The sequence below is a fragment of the Megasphaera sp. genome, assembly GCF_047831605.1.
In the GTDB taxonomy this organism is placed as follows: domain Bacteria; phylum Bacillota; class Negativicutes; order Veillonellales; family Megasphaeraceae; genus Megasphaera; species Megasphaera intestinihominis.
This window is the reverse complement of record NZ_CP181255.1, coordinates 119,678-135,060: the sequence shown is the minus strand read 5'-3', so window position 1 is coordinate 135,060 and position 15,383 is coordinate 119,678. Positions and strand designations below refer to the sequence as shown.

Annotated in this window: 15 protein-coding genes; 8 read left to right on the top strand and 7 right to left on the bottom strand. The window is 51.7% G+C overall.

The window, feature by feature from the left end; genetic code table 11:
• Nucleotides 1–5: 5 nt before the first annotated feature.
• The 3 genes from ACFWUB_RS00680 to ACFWUB_RS00670 all read right to left on the bottom strand — a co-directional run bounded on the left by ACFWUB_RS00680 (nucleotide 6) and on the right by ACFWUB_RS00670 (nucleotide 2,401).
• Nucleotides 6–539, bottom strand: a complete 534-nt coding sequence (locus ACFWUB_RS00680) for a hypothetical protein (protein WP_292261319.1) — start codon at nucleotides 537–539, stop codon at nucleotides 6–8.
• Between the two features lie 88 nt (nucleotides 540–627).
• Nucleotides 628–969, bottom strand: coding sequence for an arsenate reductase family protein (locus ACFWUB_RS00675; RefSeq protein ID WP_020311151.1), 342 nt, complete (start codon nucleotides 967–969; stop codon nucleotides 628–630).
• Between the two features lie 10 nt (nucleotides 970–979).
• Nucleotides 980–2,401 carry a radical SAM protein gene (locus tag ACFWUB_RS00670; RefSeq protein WP_292298922.1) on the bottom strand — a complete coding sequence of 474 codons (1,422 nt, stop codon included), beginning with the start codon at nucleotides 2,399–2,401 and terminating at the stop codon, nucleotides 980–982.
• 196 nt (nucleotides 2,402–2,597) lie between these two features.
• On the opposite strand from ACFWUB_RS00670, the gene ACFWUB_RS00665 reads away from it, so the two are divergent.
• Nucleotides 2,598–3,794 (top strand): trans-sulfuration enzyme family protein, encoded by a 1,197-nt coding sequence (locus ACFWUB_RS00665; RefSeq protein ID WP_416184005.1) that lies wholly within the window; start codon nucleotides 2,598–2,600, stop codon nucleotides 3,792–3,794.
• 2 nt (nucleotides 3,795–3,796) lie between these two features.
• Here ACFWUB_RS00665 and ACFWUB_RS00660 read toward each other — a convergent pair whose 3' ends face one another.
• From ACFWUB_RS00660 to ACFWUB_RS00650, 3 genes are all read right to left on the bottom strand, one after another.
• Nucleotides 3,797–4,558: an SDR family NAD(P)-dependent oxidoreductase gene (locus tag ACFWUB_RS00660; protein ID WP_292108190.1), complete on the bottom strand. Its 762-nt coding sequence runs from the start codon at nucleotides 4,556–4,558 to the stop codon at nucleotides 3,797–3,799.
• On the bottom strand, nucleotides 4,549–5,100 hold the full coding sequence (locus ACFWUB_RS00655) for a hypothetical protein (RefSeq protein ID WP_292298918.1): 552 nt from the start codon (nucleotides 5,098–5,100) through the stop codon (nucleotides 4,549–4,551). Before ACFWUB_RS00655 ends, ACFWUB_RS00660 begins: the two co-directional genes overlap by 10 nt.
• A gap of 130 nt (nucleotides 5,101–5,230) precedes the next feature.
• Nucleotides 5,231–6,346 carry a tyrosine-type recombinase/integrase gene (locus tag ACFWUB_RS00650; protein WP_020311146.1) on the bottom strand — a complete coding sequence of 372 codons (1,116 nt, stop codon included), beginning with the start codon at nucleotides 6,344–6,346 and terminating at the stop codon, nucleotides 5,231–5,233.
• A 384-nt stretch (nucleotides 6,347–6,730) separates the two neighbouring features.
• On the opposite strand from ACFWUB_RS00650, the gene ACFWUB_RS00645 reads away from it, so the two are divergent.
• The 4 genes from ACFWUB_RS00645 (at nucleotide 6,731) to ACFWUB_RS00630 (ending at nucleotide 8,758) form a co-directional block, all read left to right on the top strand.
• Nucleotides 6,731–7,396, top strand: a complete 666-nt coding sequence (locus tag ACFWUB_RS00645) for an HD domain-containing protein (RefSeq protein WP_020311145.1) — start codon at nucleotides 6,731–6,733, stop codon at nucleotides 7,394–7,396.
• 200 nt (nucleotides 7,397–7,596) lie between these two features.
• Entirely contained in the window at nucleotides 7,597–8,199 is a 603-nt protein-coding gene (locus ACFWUB_RS00640) for an efflux RND transporter periplasmic adaptor subunit (protein ID WP_204365429.1), read from the top strand.
• A 24-nt stretch (nucleotides 8,200–8,223) separates the two neighbouring features.
• A complete protein-coding gene (locus ACFWUB_RS00635; RefSeq protein WP_335340750.1) occupies nucleotides 8,224–8,535 on the top strand; it encodes a hypothetical protein in 312 nt (103 codons plus the stop codon).
• Nucleotides 8,429–8,758 (top strand): HlyD family secretion protein, encoded by a 330-nt coding sequence (locus ACFWUB_RS00630; protein ID WP_204365351.1) that lies wholly within the window; start codon nucleotides 8,429–8,431, stop codon nucleotides 8,756–8,758. The genes ACFWUB_RS00635 and ACFWUB_RS00630 overlap by 107 nt, the downstream gene beginning before the upstream one ends.
• 171 nt (nucleotides 8,759–8,929) lie before the next feature.
• Here the strand turns inward: ACFWUB_RS00630 and ACFWUB_RS00625 are convergent, their stop codons facing one another.
• Entirely contained in the window at nucleotides 8,930–10,135 is a 1,206-nt protein-coding gene (locus tag ACFWUB_RS00625; RefSeq protein ID WP_416184004.1) for an integrase core domain-containing protein, read from the bottom strand.
• A 73-nt stretch (nucleotides 10,136–10,208) separates the two neighbouring features.
• On the opposite strand from ACFWUB_RS00625, the gene ACFWUB_RS00620 reads away from it, so the two are divergent.
• The 3 genes from ACFWUB_RS00620 to ACFWUB_RS00610 all read left to right on the top strand — a co-directional run bounded on the left by ACFWUB_RS00620 (nucleotide 10,209) and on the right by ACFWUB_RS00610 (nucleotide 15,302).
• Nucleotides 10,209–11,921, top strand: coding sequence for an efflux RND transporter permease subunit (locus ACFWUB_RS00620; protein ID WP_416184003.1), 1,713 nt, complete (start codon nucleotides 10,209–10,211; stop codon nucleotides 11,919–11,921).
• A complete protein-coding gene (locus ACFWUB_RS00615; RefSeq protein ID WP_416184372.1) occupies nucleotides 11,902–13,164 on the top strand; it encodes an efflux RND transporter permease subunit in 1,263 nt (420 codons plus the stop codon). Before ACFWUB_RS00620 ends, ACFWUB_RS00615 begins: the two co-directional genes overlap by 20 nt.
• Nucleotides 13,165–13,667: 503 nt before the next feature.
• Nucleotides 13,668–15,302, top strand: a complete 1,635-nt coding sequence (locus tag ACFWUB_RS00610; protein WP_292282715.1) for an IS1182 family transposase — start codon at nucleotides 13,668–13,670, stop codon at nucleotides 15,300–15,302.
• The last annotated feature ends 81 nt before the right edge of the window (nucleotides 15,303–15,383 follow it).

The window sequence follows — 15,383 nt, the reverse complement described above, 5'->3', positions numbered from 1 at the left end:
GTTTTTTATTTTACAAAATAATGAGCCGAGTCGTCGACGAGGCTGTTTTCCAGGAGGGCTTTGAATTCCGGTGCGCTCATCCCCGTTGCCTGGGCGGAGAACTGATAGTCCCCGACTTTCCAATGAGCCGCATAGGACGTGTCACTGATTTTTGCTATGCTGACGGTGACGCCGTCGATGACCTGGTCTTTCCAGGTTACGCTATAGATGCCAGAAATGTCTTTTATGGATTTATCGGCTTTCTGCGGCATCGTGCGGACGCGGACCGTCGTTTCCGGCTGTCCTAAGCGCTGGAAGCCGATATCTGCCGTGTTTTTGCCGATCAAAGAAAGATAGTAGCAGCTGAATCCGGCATCGCGGGTCAAATATAAGGGCGTAAAGCCGGCATCTTTGACGACACTTTCATAAGTATCATAAGTTACGATGGGATTGGGCAGCCCCATGGCCTGGACCTTCGGCGTGCTGGCAGCCAGGGAAACGCTGCCGATCATCAAGGCCGCACAGGCTAATACAGCGGTTCTTTTTACAGTATATTTCATTTTCTACACCTCGTTCACCATAAAAAAAAATTAAACGTTTAAGTAACTATGAGTATACCCAAACGTTTAATTTCTGTCAAACTAAAAACTATTCCCACGTTTTCCAGACTTCTGGCACGTAGCCGACGGTCGCCTTGGCGCCATTGCGGACGATGGGCGTCTTTAAGACTTGCTGGTTCGCCAGCACATTGGCATCTCTTTCGTCATCGACGGCATATTGGATGCGGGCCAGCGTATCCTGATCCTTGCATTTCGGATTGAGCATGGCATTGAGGCCGCCGACGGCCTGCTTGACCTTGGTGTATTCGCCTTTACTCAGGCCTTTTTCTTTCAAGTCGATGAACTGGGCCTTGATGTTCCGTTCTTTGAAATAGCGGATGGCTTTCTTGGTATCAAAGCACTTTTTCGTGCCGAAAATCTGGATATTCATGGGATTCCTCCTAATGAGTAGCGGACTGAGGGCTGTGGACCTTCTTTTCCGCGGCTTCTTTTTCTTTATTAGCTTCGATTTCAGCCCACAACTTGTCGGCTGTCGGTTTCCACTGTACGGCATAAGCCTTGCATTTATTACATAAGTGTTCTGCCGATTCCGGCGACTGCAGGTCTGTCGATTTGGCACCGCTGCGTTTGACCATGGCGGCTAAATACTGCGGATTTTCCAGCATCGGACACGGGCGCAGATGGTTGTGGTTGAAGGGCTGGCCTTTGGCATATTCTTTGAAGAGCGGCTGCTGCAAGCATGAGAGCAGGCTCTGATTGTTGATATTGGCGCTGGAATAATGGATGAAGACGCACGGTTCGACGTCGCCATTGGGGTTGATATGGCAGTAATTGCGGCCGCCAGCGACACAGCCGTCGATGAACTGGCCATCGTTCTGGAAATCGATGGCGAAAATCGGCTTGCCACCTTTTACGCTGCGGATTTCGCGGACCCGGCGTACCATATAGGCCCGCTGTTCTTCTGTCGGTAGCAGGTCCAGCGAGGCGTCGTTGCCGACGGGCATATAATGGAAGTACCACGTAAACCAGACGCCCTTCTTGATGAGCAGGTCCAGGAATTCGTCAGACGTGACGGTGTCGATGTTTTTCCGGGTATAACAGATGGACGTCCCAAAAACGATGCCGTGCTTGCGCAGGAGGTCCATGGCGTGCATGACCTTGTCGAAATCGCCTTCGCCGCGGCGGCTGTCATTGACTTCACGGAATCCTTCGATACTGAGGGAGAAGCTGAGATTGCCTACGTCCGTGACTTCGTCGCAAAAAGCATCATCAATGAGCGTACCGTTGGTAAAAGCGTGGAATTCACAGTCCGGGTGTTTCCGGCACAGACGCAGGATATCTTTCTTGCGCATGAGCGGTTCGCCGCCCGTGAGTAGGTAGAAATGACAGCCCAGAGCCTTGCCTTCGCGGACGATTTTATCCATGACGTCGAACGACAAGTTCAGCGTATGACCGTATTCAGCAGCCCAGCAGCCGATGCAATGCAGGTTGCAGGCGCTGGTCGGGTCGAAGAGGATGGCCCAGGGAATATTGCAGTGATATTTCGCCTTGGCGGCGTCGCGCGTACGCAGGCCGTAAAATCCAGCTTCAAAGCCCAGGTCCATGACGGCCGTCTTGACGACATGCGGGTTCAAGGTATCCAGAGCCGTATTGAGGAAGCGGAACCATTTGCCCCCTTCATCGATGAGTCTGCGTGCATCGTCAAAGGATTCCTTTTCAAAGAGGTCGCCAAACAGATGCTGCATGACATAAGATAAGCGTTTCAATTTTTTTTGACGGTCTGCCGGATTCCGTTCGGCCATGATGCGGTCGACCAGGATTTCGACAGCCTTCTTTTCGATACGATGGGTTAACTTGCTCATACCAATCATCTCCTACAAAATTAAACAATTGAAACGGCGCTGTTTCTATTTCTTTGTATAGTTCTATTATACGCTTATTTTAGCAAAAGTCAAAAAGTCAATATGAATTGGAAAACAAAAGGCTTTTACTTTTTTGATGATATACTTTATAATATACTTGTATAATATTTATTTACACCATAAAAGGGAATTTTTTATGGCTAAGAAAGAAAATAAGTTCAAGGGGTATGACATTTCGACACAGGCTGTACACACTGGTGCCGGCTATGACGCAGAAACGGGCGCTGTCCGCCGGCCATTGCACATGGCCAACAGCTACAAGCTGCCCGATGATCTGTCGAAGGTCAACTATTCATCGACGGATTTGCTGATGTATGCCCGTAACGGCAACCCGAATCAACATTGGCTGGAAGAAAAAGTAGCGGCCCTTCATGGTGCCGATGACGCCATCGTCCTGGGAAGCGGCGTCGCCGCCCTTCACGCCCTGTTCTGGACCCTGCTCAAGACGGGCGACCGCGTCGTCTATCCGAAAGTCAGTTATATGGCAGTCTATCGCCTGTTCCACGAATTATTCAACCAGAAATTCGGCGTCGAAACAGTCATGGTCGATATGACTGACCTGGAAGCCGTCAAGAAAGCGATTACGCCGGGGACGCGCCTAGTCCATATTGAAACGCCGGACAACCCGACTGATGGCATTTTAGATATCGAAGCCATCGCTAAAATCGCTCATGAAAACGAGGCTGTCTTGTCCGTCGACAATACCTTTGCGTCGCCTCTCAACCAGCGACCACTGGACCTGGGAGCCGATTTCGTCGTCGAATCGCTGACGAAATATATCAACGGCCATGGCGATGCCCAGGGCGGGGCCATCATTTCCAATGATTTGGCAGCGATGGACCGGATCCGCTATGAAGCCCAGGTCAACGTCGGCTCTGTCATCAGCCCCTTCAATGCCTGGCAGATTTTCCGCGGTGCCGTGACCTTCCCCTTGCGGATGGAACGCATCAACGCATCGACGCAGAAAATCGCCGAATGGCTGGAACAGCGGCAAAACGTCACCTTCGTTTCCTATCCCGGCCTGGCCAGCCATCCCGGTCATGAATTGGCTAAGAAACAGATGAAGCACGGCTTTGGCGGCGTCATTTCCTTTGGCATCGCAGCCGACGACAAGGCCGTCGAACGCTTCTGCGCAGCTTTGAAAGTCGTCACCTTCGCCGTATCCCTCGGCCATGACGAAAGCCTGATTTTCCCGCAGCCCAGCTACGATGAACGCATCAATCTCTACCCGGAAAAATTCCGCAAGGGCTTCATCCGTTTCAGCATCGGCCTGGAAGACCCGGACGACATCATCGGTGACCTGGACCAGGCACTGAAAGCCATCGGCTTATAAAGTCAGCGGAACCAGCGGCTGCCGTACAAGAGAATCGATTGGGGAATCCACCCCGACAGAAAACGGAGCAAGGTCGAGACGACATCCGGCGTGATGACGACTCGGCCTTTTTTCACGGCCTGGAAGGAACGGCGGGCAATGGCTTCCTTCGTCCCGGCCAGGGGAAAATGGCGGAACAGCCGGCCTTCATCGGTCTGGCGGGCCGTCGCGATGAATCCTGTATCTTTCACCCAATACGGACAAACGGCAGATACGAGGATACCCTGCGGTGCCAGTTCCACGGCCAGTGCCCGGCTGTAGCGTAGGAGAAAGGCTTTCGTCGCCGCGTAGACAGCCAGTTCCGGAATGGGTAGGAAGGCTGCGCAGGAACAAATCTGGACCAGATGACTGCCGGCATGACAATAAGGCAGTACAGCCTGGACCAGGCTGACAGCGGCCCGGTCGTTGAGGTCGATCATGTTTTCCAGGACGCCTGCCGGAACGGCCGCCACAGGCCCCATCTTGCCAAAGCCGGCGGCGTGGATCAAATAACGGACCGTGACCTGGCAGGCCGCTAAGGCTTGCTGCAGCGTCAGCAAAGAAGCCCTGTCCGTCAGGTCCAGGGCGTAGATACGGCTTTTCGTCGTCAGTTCTCCAGCCAGGGTTTCCAACTGGGGCCGGCGCCGGGCGACGAGCCAGATTTCATCCAATCCTTCTTGGTCCAGCAATTTCGCATATTCCCGGCCCAGCCCGGACGAAGCGCCGGTGACGATGGCTATTTCCATAAGACTCCCTCCTGACAAGAACGATAGCACTGCAAGTATTCGGCTTCGACGTCGGCAAAGGGACGCGGCCGGTAATCGGGGATACAATGGACCTGTGGCGGCTCGCCCTGAGGCTGGTCGTGCAAGAGACAGGTCAGGTCATACCAGAGGAAATCATCGTCAATCCCTTTGAGGAGGCGTGTTTCCCCTTCCGTTAAGGGCTGGCCTAAGAATTTCTCATAAATGATAGCCAGCAATTTGGCTTCCGTCTGCCGGTATATCGGCATGAGCTGCTTCATCGGCCGGGGCACGTCGGACATATAACACTCCGTCGCATCGTGCAGTAAGGCGGCCAGGACCAGCCGGGACGGCAGCTGGCGGGCCATCACTTCGTTGGCGCATTGCAGACAATGCTGGCCGACGGAATAAAAAGTCATCACATGGCCGTTGCCCCGACAGATGAGGGACAAGGCGTGGGCAATATCTTCGATGCAGATGCTTGCCGGGTCGGGATGGGTGATATCGAAAAACTTTCCGCTATAGGTAGTGATTTGAGGAGACATGATATAAGGGGTTCTTCCTTCTCTATATTTTTGATTTTTGTTATATTATTCCGATAAGTGTTACTTATCGGAAAGTTAAGGTTTTATGCTATATTTACGGCATCTTGCCGCCGCGTTTGCCGCCATGATTTCACAAAATCGAATCGAGCTTCTTCATGGCTTCCCGATTGCGTTTATCCGTAATCGTATCGTAAATGTTCGCCGTCGTGGCAATGGTAGAATGGCCCAGCCGCTTGGAAACGTAGTCGAGCTCGATATTGTTTTCCAGCATCATCGTCGCATGGGTGTGGCGGAAGGAATGGAAACTGCCGCCGCCGAATTCCTTTTTGCACCACATATTGAAGTACCGCATGTCATTGCTGTTCATGGGACGGCCGTCTTCACGGGTACAGACGAAATCGCTTTCGACGTAGTCGTCGCCGTAAAGACGATGGTTCTTGGCCTGCTGGGCCTTATGGCGGAGCAGGGCCTTGTATAAGGTTTCATTAAAAGGAATGGTCCGGACCGACGACTTCGTCTTCGGCGTGGCCTTGCAGACGGGCACACCCTTTTTGTCATACAAGGTACTGACCACGGAAAGCGTGCGGTTTTCCATGTCGATATGGGACCATTGCAGGGCCAGGCATTCGCCGACACGCAGGCCAGTACAATAGGCAATCATGCACGGCGCATAATATTTATGCCCTACCGGGAAGGCATGGAAAATAATCTGTATCTGCTGATGTGAAAAGATGACCGGCTTTTTCCGGGGAATATCGAATTTCGGCATCTTGACGTTGGCCATGGGATTGATTTCGATATACTGGCGGTTGGAGACGGCCCAGCGCATGGCGTCGTTGAAGACCGTGAAAATAGATTTAACCGTTGACCGGGAATAACCATCCTCTTTCAGGCTGTTGATCCAGTCCTGGATTTCTGCCGTCGTCAGCGCTTCCAGGGCATAATTGCCAAAACGGGCACCAATATGCCATTTAATGATGCCGGAATAAGAATCATACGTATTAGGGCCTAAATTGATGCGCACATCCTTTTCCAGCCAGTCCCGCAAAAAAGCCATGACCTTGACTTCCGGCTTTTCCGGCAGCTCCCCGTCTTCATCCAGGGCTTTCATGGCCTGGCGATAGGCTTTCGCCGCCTGGGCATACGAAGTACCGCCGACGCGTTCCACACGCTGCCTTCCCTGACCATCTTCCGTCGGGACTTCAATCGTATAATACCATTTCTTGCCTCGTTTTCGTAAATACATATGCGGCACCTCCTTTGTTTACTATTGTACTATGAGAAAAGACAAGATGCAACAAACGTTCCTGTTGAATTTGCCGATTTAAGGAAAATAAAACAAGTTTCCCATGTGATTACTCACAAGATGATAAAAAACGTCTCATAAGGCCATTTATGAAAATTAGGCGGATTTTTTTGCAAATAAAGAAACTATGTTCGACGAAACGATTATCCCTTTAGCGAACATAGTTTCTATTTGCTTTATTGGGCCGATATGGTACAATAAAAATAGAGAATTAGCAAATTGTTGGATTCGGTAGAAGCAAAGCACAATTTTTATGGAATATTTACGCTGTTTATACATTCCTTTGTTATACTGAAAAGACTAGCACAGAAAAGGAATGATATCATGAAGAAACTGACTTATGAAAATATTGCCCATGCCAAAGAGCTGAATGTTTATTTAGAACAGGGAAACCGGGTCCTCGATGCTCTGGGGTATACGGACCATTCGCAAAAGCATACGGCTAAAGTGGCCGTCACGGCCGGCAAAATCCTGAAGAAGCTCGGCTATGACGCCCACATGGTGGAACTTGTGCGCATTGCCGGTTATATGCACGATTTGGGGAACAGCATCAACCGCGTAGACCATGCCCATACGGGGGCCCTCATGGCGTTCCATTTCCTGCGCGACTGGGGCGCACCACCAGAAGATATTGCTGCCATCATCTCGGCCATTGGCCAGCACGATGAACGGAGCGGCATCGCCTTTGACCCCCTGTCTGCCGCCCTTATCCTGGCCGACAAGAGCGATGTCCGCCGGGACCGCGTCCGCAACACCGTACCGGAAACCTTCGACAAACACGACCGCGTCAATTATGCTGCCCTGTCGTCGAAGCTCCACGTCGACACGCACAAGAAAGTCATTACCTTGAACATCGAGCTCGATGAATCGATTTGCTCCATGATTGATTATTTTGAAATCTTTTCCCAGCGTATGCTCATGTGCAAGCGGGCAGCCGAAGTCCTGGGCCTGCGCTTCAAACTTGTAGCCAATGGCAATAAAATTGCATGACAGCTTCTAACTACATATAATTACCATAAAAAGTACATATTTCGCAGCTTATCGAAAAGAAGGCGACACCTAATTTTTAACATTTAGGCATGTTGCCTTTTTTTTCCATGATACACTTATAATATAGTTTAAAACATGTTGTAGAGAAAGGAATCATGCATATGCTACGTTATGGAAAAGGAACACTTCTCACTACGGTGATGGCCGGACTGCTGGCCCTGTCCCTGCTGACGGCAGGCTGCGGCAGCACGACACCGACTAAGAGTGCCGCTGTGTCGGTCAAGGCCATGAAAGTCCTCCAGCAGGATACGGCTGTGAGCCACGACTATTCGGGTCAGATCAAATCGACCAACGCCGTCACCATCAAGCCCCGCGTTTCCGGAGAAATCGTAGAGAAATACTTCACGGCTGGCGATCCTGTTGAAAAGGGCCAGCCCTTGTATAAAATCGATGACCGCCAATATGAATCGGAAGTCCTCTCAGCCAAATCGAATGTCGACAAGGCCCGGACGACGCTCAACAACTCCCTCGTCGACTTGAACCGTTATCAGCAGCTGGCAGCTTCCGGCGCCGTAGCCGAACAGACCCTGACCAACCAGCAGGCCACGGTGGACAGCAATCAGTCGAGTTACGACGATGCCAATGCCCTCTTGCAGAAGGCCCAGGAAAACTTAGACGACACCATCATCAGGGCGCCTATTTCCGGCAAGCTCTCTGTGGACGACGTCCCCAGCGGGACTTATGTCACGTCAGGCAACACGGCCCTGGTATCGGTAGGTTCGATCAATCCTATTTACGTCTAGTTCTCGATCAGTGAAAATGAATTCTTGAACTTCCGCATGGCCAATGACAATGAGCCGGAAGACCCTACGCCGCCGACGGCATCCCTGACTTTGAGCAACGGTAAGAAATACGATGAAACGTCGACATCGTACCAGTTCGACCGGGAAGTGTCGGACAGTACCGGTACGATTACGGTCAAGGCTCTCTTCAATAATGCCGATGGCGTCCTCCTGCCGGGGATGTTCGCCCGTGTTACCATGGAAGGCCCCCCCCTTGAAGGATGCCATCCTCGTGCCTCAGCGTGCGGTCCAGCAGGTCCTGGACCAGTCCTTCGTCATCGTCGTCGGGAGCGATAATAAGTCCGTCGCCCGCGTCGTCACCTTAGGCGACCAGGTCGGCAGCTACTATATCGTCAAGAGCGGCCTCGATAAGGACGATATCGTCGTCGAAGGCCTGAGTAATCTGAAGGAAGGTCAGGACCTGGACGTCACCATGACCACGGCTGATGAATTGGGCCTGTCCCTGACGGCATCCGATTCGTCGGCTTCGACTTCTTCCGTATCGCTTACGGCTAAATAAGGAGGCGCGTCATGTCTAGTTTCTTCATCCGATGGCCTATTTTCGCCATCGTCATTTCCATCATCATCGTCATCCTGGGGGGCCTGTCCCTTGTCAAGAATAACATCGTTTACATTTTGTGCAAGGACATCCTTTACACTTTATGCAAGCACATCGTTTACAAATTTCTTCTTATTGAAGCTTTAATTTTCCTTCTAAACGAGGATCGTTGTGAATCAGATAAGCCCGTTTCATCAGGAATACTTGCTTATTTACGTCAATCTTCCCGATGATGAATTGCCTAAAGTACAAGGTTAAAATGGAGTTTCCATCCAACTTTGTCTCCCGGACAGCGACAATTTTGTTGCCTAATGCTTCACTGAGAAAGTAGCCTTGTCCTCCGTAGGTGAGATAGCCGGAACTTTTGATGCGCCTTAATTCAAGGCCTTCACCGTAGTCCCAGGAACGAATCCTGCGGGGATATTTCCTTAGGCTGGATGTGTACTGCGATGCCGGAGTTTCTAACGTAAGCGATGTATGCGGCCGTCTGTTGTTGTAAAAATCCCGAAAAGCATCGAAATGGGATTGGGCATCCCGCAGATTCTTGTACAACTGACCTTGTATGCCTCCCTTCCGGAACGTCTGATTCATCCGTTCCTGCTTGCCCTGTGTCTGAGGATGTTTAATCCTTCCATGAATTACCAGGACGCCCCGTTCCATCATCCATACTTCATACTTGGTGAATCCGGTGCTTTGGACCGTTCCCCATGGATTGCCATTGTCGCACAGAATTACCTTTGGCATACCGTATTCCAGAAATATTTTTCTCATTACCGGTATCGTATCGCCGAAGGTTTCCCCGTATTGAGCATGGCAGCTTAGGTTGAACCGGGAATGGTCATCCATCACCCTCAAAGGATGGCAGCGTCTTTGGTTTTTCAAGGCGAAGTGACCGATGAAATCGGTTTGCCACATGTCGTTAGGAGCTTCTTTTTCGAAACGTGTATAAGGTGTAGCTGCCTGACTGGCGTCCGGTGTGATCAAGCCGTACCGATGAAAGATATTGTTAATGGTACGGACACAGGGAACGTTTGGAATACCTTGTCGTTTCAAAAGGGTATGGACAACTAAGGCACACGCGTCATAATTTTCTTTTCGTGTCTTGATGACCAGTGCTTCCATTTCAGGGGATGTGCGATTGGCACGGTGGTGAGGTTCTCGTGAAAGTTCTTCACAAGAAGAATTTTCACGATACCTCTTAATCCACTTGTCTCCTGTAGGACGACTGATTCCATATTCAAGACAAAGGGCTTTTTTGCTCTTCTCATGAGCAAGTACCCGTTCAACGAATTCTTTGCGTAACATAGCTTTGGTGACATTCCTTTCTTCCCATGGCATAAGAATCAACTCCTTCTTATGCCTAAAAGTATCACTTTTTTCAGTAGGGGGAAGACCCCTATTTATGTAAACTATGTTATTGCACATAACATCCCTCCTGTCCCTGCCTATTGCCCAGTATCCGCAGATTTCGCCGCCGACGGTCAATCTGAGTACGACCTACACCGGTGCCAATGCGACCATCGTCAATCAGACCGTCGCCCAGGTCATCGAAGACCAGCTCAAAGGCGTCGATGATATGTCCTATATGTCCTCGACGTCGAGCAACGACGGTTCGTACAGCCTGTCCGTCGTCTTCAGCCTGGACAGTGACGGCAATACAGATGCCATCAACGTCCAGAACGACGCCAATCTGGCCAAGAACAGCCTGCCCAGCGACGTACAGACCCAGGGCCTGACCGTCCGCAGAGCCTCTGGCGACATGGTCCTTATGGCTAACATCTATTCGCCGAACGGGACGTATAACCAGGCGTTCCTCAAGAATTATGCCGATATTTACCTGCTTGACAAAATCCAGCGCATCGACGGCGTCGGCAGTGTCAATACCTTCGGTTCCAGCTATGCCATGCGCGTCTGGCTCAATCCGGAAAAACTGGCCGAACGCGGCCTGACCGTATCGGACGTCATTGCGGCCATCAAGGAACAGAATATGTCGGCTCCGGCCGGGACCATTGGCAGCCTGCCGGCACCGGCGACACAGGAAAAACAGTACAGCGCCAAAGTCGAAGGCCAGCTGTCGACGCCGGAACAATTCGGCAATATCATCTTGAAGTCTACCTCGAATGGCCAGTTCGTCTACCTCAAAGATGTGGCCAATATCCAGACGGGGACGCAGAACGAAAGCAGCAACTCCAAAATCAACGGCAAGACAGGAATTGGCTTCGGCATCCAGCTTTCCAGCGACGCCAACGCCCTGGACACGATTACGGAAGTCAAGAAGGTCCTGGAACAGGCCAAGGAAACCTTCCCGCCGGACCTGGATTATACCATTGTCATGGATAACACGAATTTCATCAACGCATCCATCAACGAAGTCAAAGATACCTTTGTCGAATCGCTGCTCCTGGTCATCCTCGTCGTCTTCGTCTTCCTGCAGAAATGGCGGACGACGCTCATCCCGGTCCTGGCCGTGCCGGTTTCTATCGTCGGGACCTTTGCGTCCTTTAAGGTCCTCGATTTCACCATCAACACCCTGACCCTTTTCGCCATGGTCCTGGCCATCGGCCTGGTCGTCGACGACGCCATCGTCGTCATCGAAAACGTCGAAGAGCATATGTCCAAGGATAAACTGTCGGCCAAGGACGCGACGGAAGCGGCCATGAAAGAAGTCCAAGGGCCGATTATCGCCACGACTGCTGTCTTGGCCTCGATTTTCATCCCTGTCGCCTTCATCGGCGGCGTCACGGGCGTCCTCTACAAGCAGTTCGCTGTGACCATCACCATTTCCGTCGTCATCTCGGCTTTCGTCGCCCTGACCTTGACGCCGGCCTTATGCGGTGTTCTCCTGAAGCCCGATGATAAGGCCATCCAGGCCGGGCCGCTGGGTGCCTTCTTCCGCGGGTTCAACCGGGTTTTCGATCATTTCAAGGACCGCTACACGGGGAAAGTCGGCTGGATGATCCGTCATCTGAAATATGCCGCTGTCTTCCTCATCCTGGTCACGGGCCTTATGGGCATCTGCTACAAAGTTCTGCCGTCGACGTTCGTCCCCGACGAAGACCAGGGCGTGTTTATGGCCAGTATCACCATGCCCGAAGGGAGAATCGATTATCGCCAAGTTCAATAAGACTGTCGTCCCCAACCATCCCGAAGCCCGCGTAGCGGCTTTCAATCTGGCATCCCTCCCCGGCATGGGCCAGGAAGGCGGCTGGACCATGCAGCTCATGGATAATACGGGCCTGTCCGATACGGAACTGGGCAATGCGGCCAACCAGGTCGTCGCCGCCTGCTCGCAGCGGCCGGAATTATCCGGTGTCCGCACGAGCTATGCCACCAATACACCGAGCGTGGCCTATACGGTAGACCGTGAAAAAATCAAGAATCTGGGCATCGAATTGTCCGACGTCTTCACGGCGCTCCAGACCAATTTCGGCGGTTCGTCGGTCAATGACTTCACCCAGTTCGGCCGGTCGTACAAGGTCATCGTCCAGGCCGACACGTCGTATCGCTCTCAGGCAGACAGTCTGAAATTCATTTCCGTCAAGTCGTCGTCTGGGAAAATGGTTCCCCTCGATACGCTGCTGACCAGCTCCATGACCACCGGCCCGTCGTCAATTACCCGTTTTAATGGCGTCCGCAGCGTCACCATCCAGGGCAGCGCCGCCAGCGGCTACAGCTCTGGCGAAGCCATGGCAGCAGCCGAAGAAGCGGCCAAGAGCGTCATGCCTACGGGGATGACCATTGAATGGTCCGGCCAGAGCCGCGAAGAAAGCACCTCGTCCAGTTCAACGACAAAAATTCTGATTATGGCTCTAGTCTTTGCCTTTCTCTGCCTGGCGGCCCTCTATGAAAGCTGGTCCATGCCGTTCGCCGTCTTATTCACTGTACCGACGGGTATCTTTGGAGCCGTCGGCTCAGAATACACCATCCGTCAGCTAGCGACTTTGTTCAATGCCAACATGAGCGGCTTCTTGAACAGTGTCTACATGCAAATCGGCGTCATCATGATCATCGGCTTGGCAGCTAAGAACGCCATCCTCATCGTCGAGTTCGCCAAAGAGCGCGTCGACAAGGGCATCGACCCGATGGAAGCCGTCGTCATCGCATCCAAGCTGCGCCTGCGGCCAATCCTCATGACGGCCTTTACGGCCATCATCGGCTGCCTGCCCTTGGCCTTTGCCAGCGGTGCCGGTGCCGGAGCCCGCTGCGGCATGGGCGTCGCCGTCGTCGGCGGCATGACCTTCGCTACCCTCTGCGGGTTGCTCCTCATCCCAGCGTTTTACATCATTTCCGAAAAAATGGCCCGCAACTTCTGGAAAGCCACGGGCCTGAAACGAATCAAATTCAAATACCGCATGTTGCGGCGGTGAAAAAGGGCCTGTCGCACGTAATCGTGCACAGGCTCTTTTTATGTATGCAAAAACATCATAGCTTTATGGTCGTTCTTCGTGGACGGTTTGCTCGGACTCAGAAGCGGCTTTGCCGCAATAGACTCTGGAAATCAGGCGCAGGAGCGCCAAAAGGCTCCCCTGTGAAGGGGAGCTGGCCGCCAACGGCGGTCTGAGGGATTCTTCTGAAGAGGTTGGCATCGGCCACCTGGCCCCTAGCTGGTTCGCGTGCTCCACTCCTCTTGCCGAGAGTGCCATTTGCTGGCGTGCTGAAACTCGCTGCGCTCAAACAAAGCAGCACGCCGGACGCAAATAGCACGCACGGCATCCGGCACGGCCTACCCGGACCGCGCCGGACCGAGGTCGTTCCCGCAATGTCACCCGCCAGGGGCCAGGCAGCCGTATCCATTAGGGCTGAACAAAAAAATCTGAAAAAAACAAATCCCGGACTGTAAAAAGCCCGGGATTGCGCGTAAAATAGAGTTATGACGACACTAAATACGCATGTCAATTATACAATATGGGAAGCGCCTTATCAACTATCACTTCCCTTGAATATTTCATTTCAGATTCCGGATGACGATCCCGTGCGGTTAGTGAAGCTGCTCATAGAAAGGATGGATTTATCACCGCTGTACCAGACGTATTCTCGTATCGAGAAAAATCAGGCTTCACCACGCCAGTTACTGGCCATCGTTATTTATGCCAGCATGAACCAGATTTTCAGTTCCCGTCGTATTGAATCGGCTTGCCGGAGAGATTTGAATTTCCAATATCTGCTGGAAGGGAAACCCGTTCCCGATCATGCGACTATCGCCCGTTTCCGTTCTCATCATATGGCGGCATGCAGCCGGACCTTGTTTGCCGACATGGATGCCGTCTTGGCTCAGGCCGGGGCCTTATCGCTGAAGAATTTGTTCATCGATGGGACAAAAATCGAATCTGTTGCCAATAAATACACTTTTGTCTGGAAGAAGAGTGTCACGAAACGGCAGGCCAAAGTATTAGCAAAAATTCCGGGCTTTATTCTTAAGACCCAGGAACTCTTTGGCATCCAAGTGCTCCATACACACGCTGTCCATCGGTACCATTTACGGCGGCTGTTGGGGAAATTAAAACGGCTCCAACGAGAAGGACACATCGTTTTCGTCCATGGCAAAGGCCATCGTAAGACGCCATTGCAAAAGGCCATTGAAAAAGCCAAGGATTTCCTGCATAAGACAAAAGAGTACGCCGTCCAGCTTCATTACTGCGGGGACCGGAACAGCTATGCCAAGACCGATATCGATGCCACCTTCATGCATCTGAAAGAAGACGCCATGAAAAACGGCCAGGTCAAGCCTGCATATAATGTACAATATAGCGTGGACGCTGGATTCGTTACCTGGGTCACTGTCGGACCGCAGACTTCAGATTGTACCACCCTGCTGCCTTTCCTCGAAGATTTTCGCAAGCATTTCCCTTTCCAGTATACCCGTATCATTGCAGATTCCGGCTATGAAAGCGAAGAAAATTACACGAAGCTCGCCGAACAGGGGTATGATGCTTACATCAAACCGTCCGACCATGAGCAGCGGAAAAAACGCCGTTTCAAAAAAGATATTGGCAAATTCCAGAATATGGACTATGATGCGAAAAATGATGTCTTTTATTGCCACAATCACCGTAAGCTGACCTGTGTTGGGAAAAAGACCGAAACAACCAGCACGGGATTTAAAATACGCAAAAGCCATTATGTCTGTGAGGATTGTTCGGACTGTCCCTATAAGAAAGGATGCATTCATGGCAATCGCAGCAAGAAGCCGTTGGAAAAAAGGACGAAGCAATTAGAACTTTCTAAAAGGTTCCAAGCCCAACGGGCCGAAATGGAAGCTCACATCAGTTCTCCTACAGGGAAGATGCTTCGAATGAACCGTTCCATCCAGTCTGAAGGCGCTTTTTCCGACATCAAGGCGAATCTGTCGTTCCGGCGTTTTTTGAGCCATGGAACGGAGAACGCCCTGGCAACCAGCATCATACTGGCAATGGCCCACAATGTCTTGACCTTACATCACAAGCTGCAATCCGGCAATTTCGGGACATACCTTTATTCCTTAAAAAAAGTGAAAAAGAGTGCTTGAATAACCATATACATAGCAAAGGCACACGTTTTTTGCCGACTGGATGGCCGGTCTGTTTCGTGTACCTTTTTTACGTTTAGC

What these genes read in the sequence shown, in the direction of transcription:
- ACFWUB_RS00610 (WP_292282715.1), top strand. Translation starts at nt 13,668, where the DNA reads ATGACGACACTAAATACGCATGTCAATTATACAATATGGGAAGCGCCT.
- ACFWUB_RS00665 (WP_416184005.1), top strand. Translation starts at nt 2,598, where the DNA reads ATGGCTAAGAAAGAAAATAAGTTCAAGGGGTATGACATTTCGACACAG.
- ACFWUB_RS00680 (WP_292261319.1), bottom strand. Translation starts at nt 539, where the DNA reads ATGAAATATACTGTAAAAAGAACCGCTGTATTAGCCTGTGCGGCCTTG.
- ACFWUB_RS00645 (WP_020311145.1), top strand. Translation starts at nt 6,731, where the DNA reads ATGAAGAAACTGACTTATGAAAATATTGCCCATGCCAAAGAGCTGAAT.
- ACFWUB_RS00670 (WP_292298922.1), bottom strand. Translation starts at nt 2,401, where the DNA reads ATGAGCAAGTTAACCCATCGTATCGAAAAGAAGGCTGTCGAAATCCTG.
- ACFWUB_RS00625 (WP_416184004.1), bottom strand. Translation starts at nt 10,135, where the DNA reads ATGCCATGGGAAGAAAGGAATGTCACCAAAGCTATGTTACGCAAAGAA.
- ACFWUB_RS00675 (WP_020311151.1), bottom strand. Translation starts at nt 969, where the DNA reads ATGAATATCCAGATTTTCGGCACGAAAAAGTGCTTTGATACCAAGAAA.
- ACFWUB_RS00660 (WP_292108190.1), bottom strand. Translation starts at nt 4,558, where the DNA reads ATGGAAATAGCCATCGTCACCGGCGCTTCGTCCGGGCTGGGCCGGGAA.
- ACFWUB_RS00620 (WP_416184003.1), top strand. Translation starts at nt 10,209, where the DNA reads ATGTTATTGCACATAACATCCCTCCTGTCCCTGCCTATTGCCCAGTAT.
- ACFWUB_RS00650 (WP_020311146.1), bottom strand. Translation starts at nt 6,346, where the DNA reads ATGTATTTACGAAAACGAGGCAAGAAATGGTATTATACGATTGAAGTC.
- ACFWUB_RS00655 (WP_292298918.1), bottom strand. Translation starts at nt 5,100, where the DNA reads ATGTCTCCTCAAATCACTACCTATAGCGGAAAGTTTTTCGATATCACC.
- ACFWUB_RS00640 (WP_204365429.1), top strand. Translation starts at nt 7,597, where the DNA reads ATGGCCGGACTGCTGGCCCTGTCCCTGCTGACGGCAGGCTGCGGCAGC.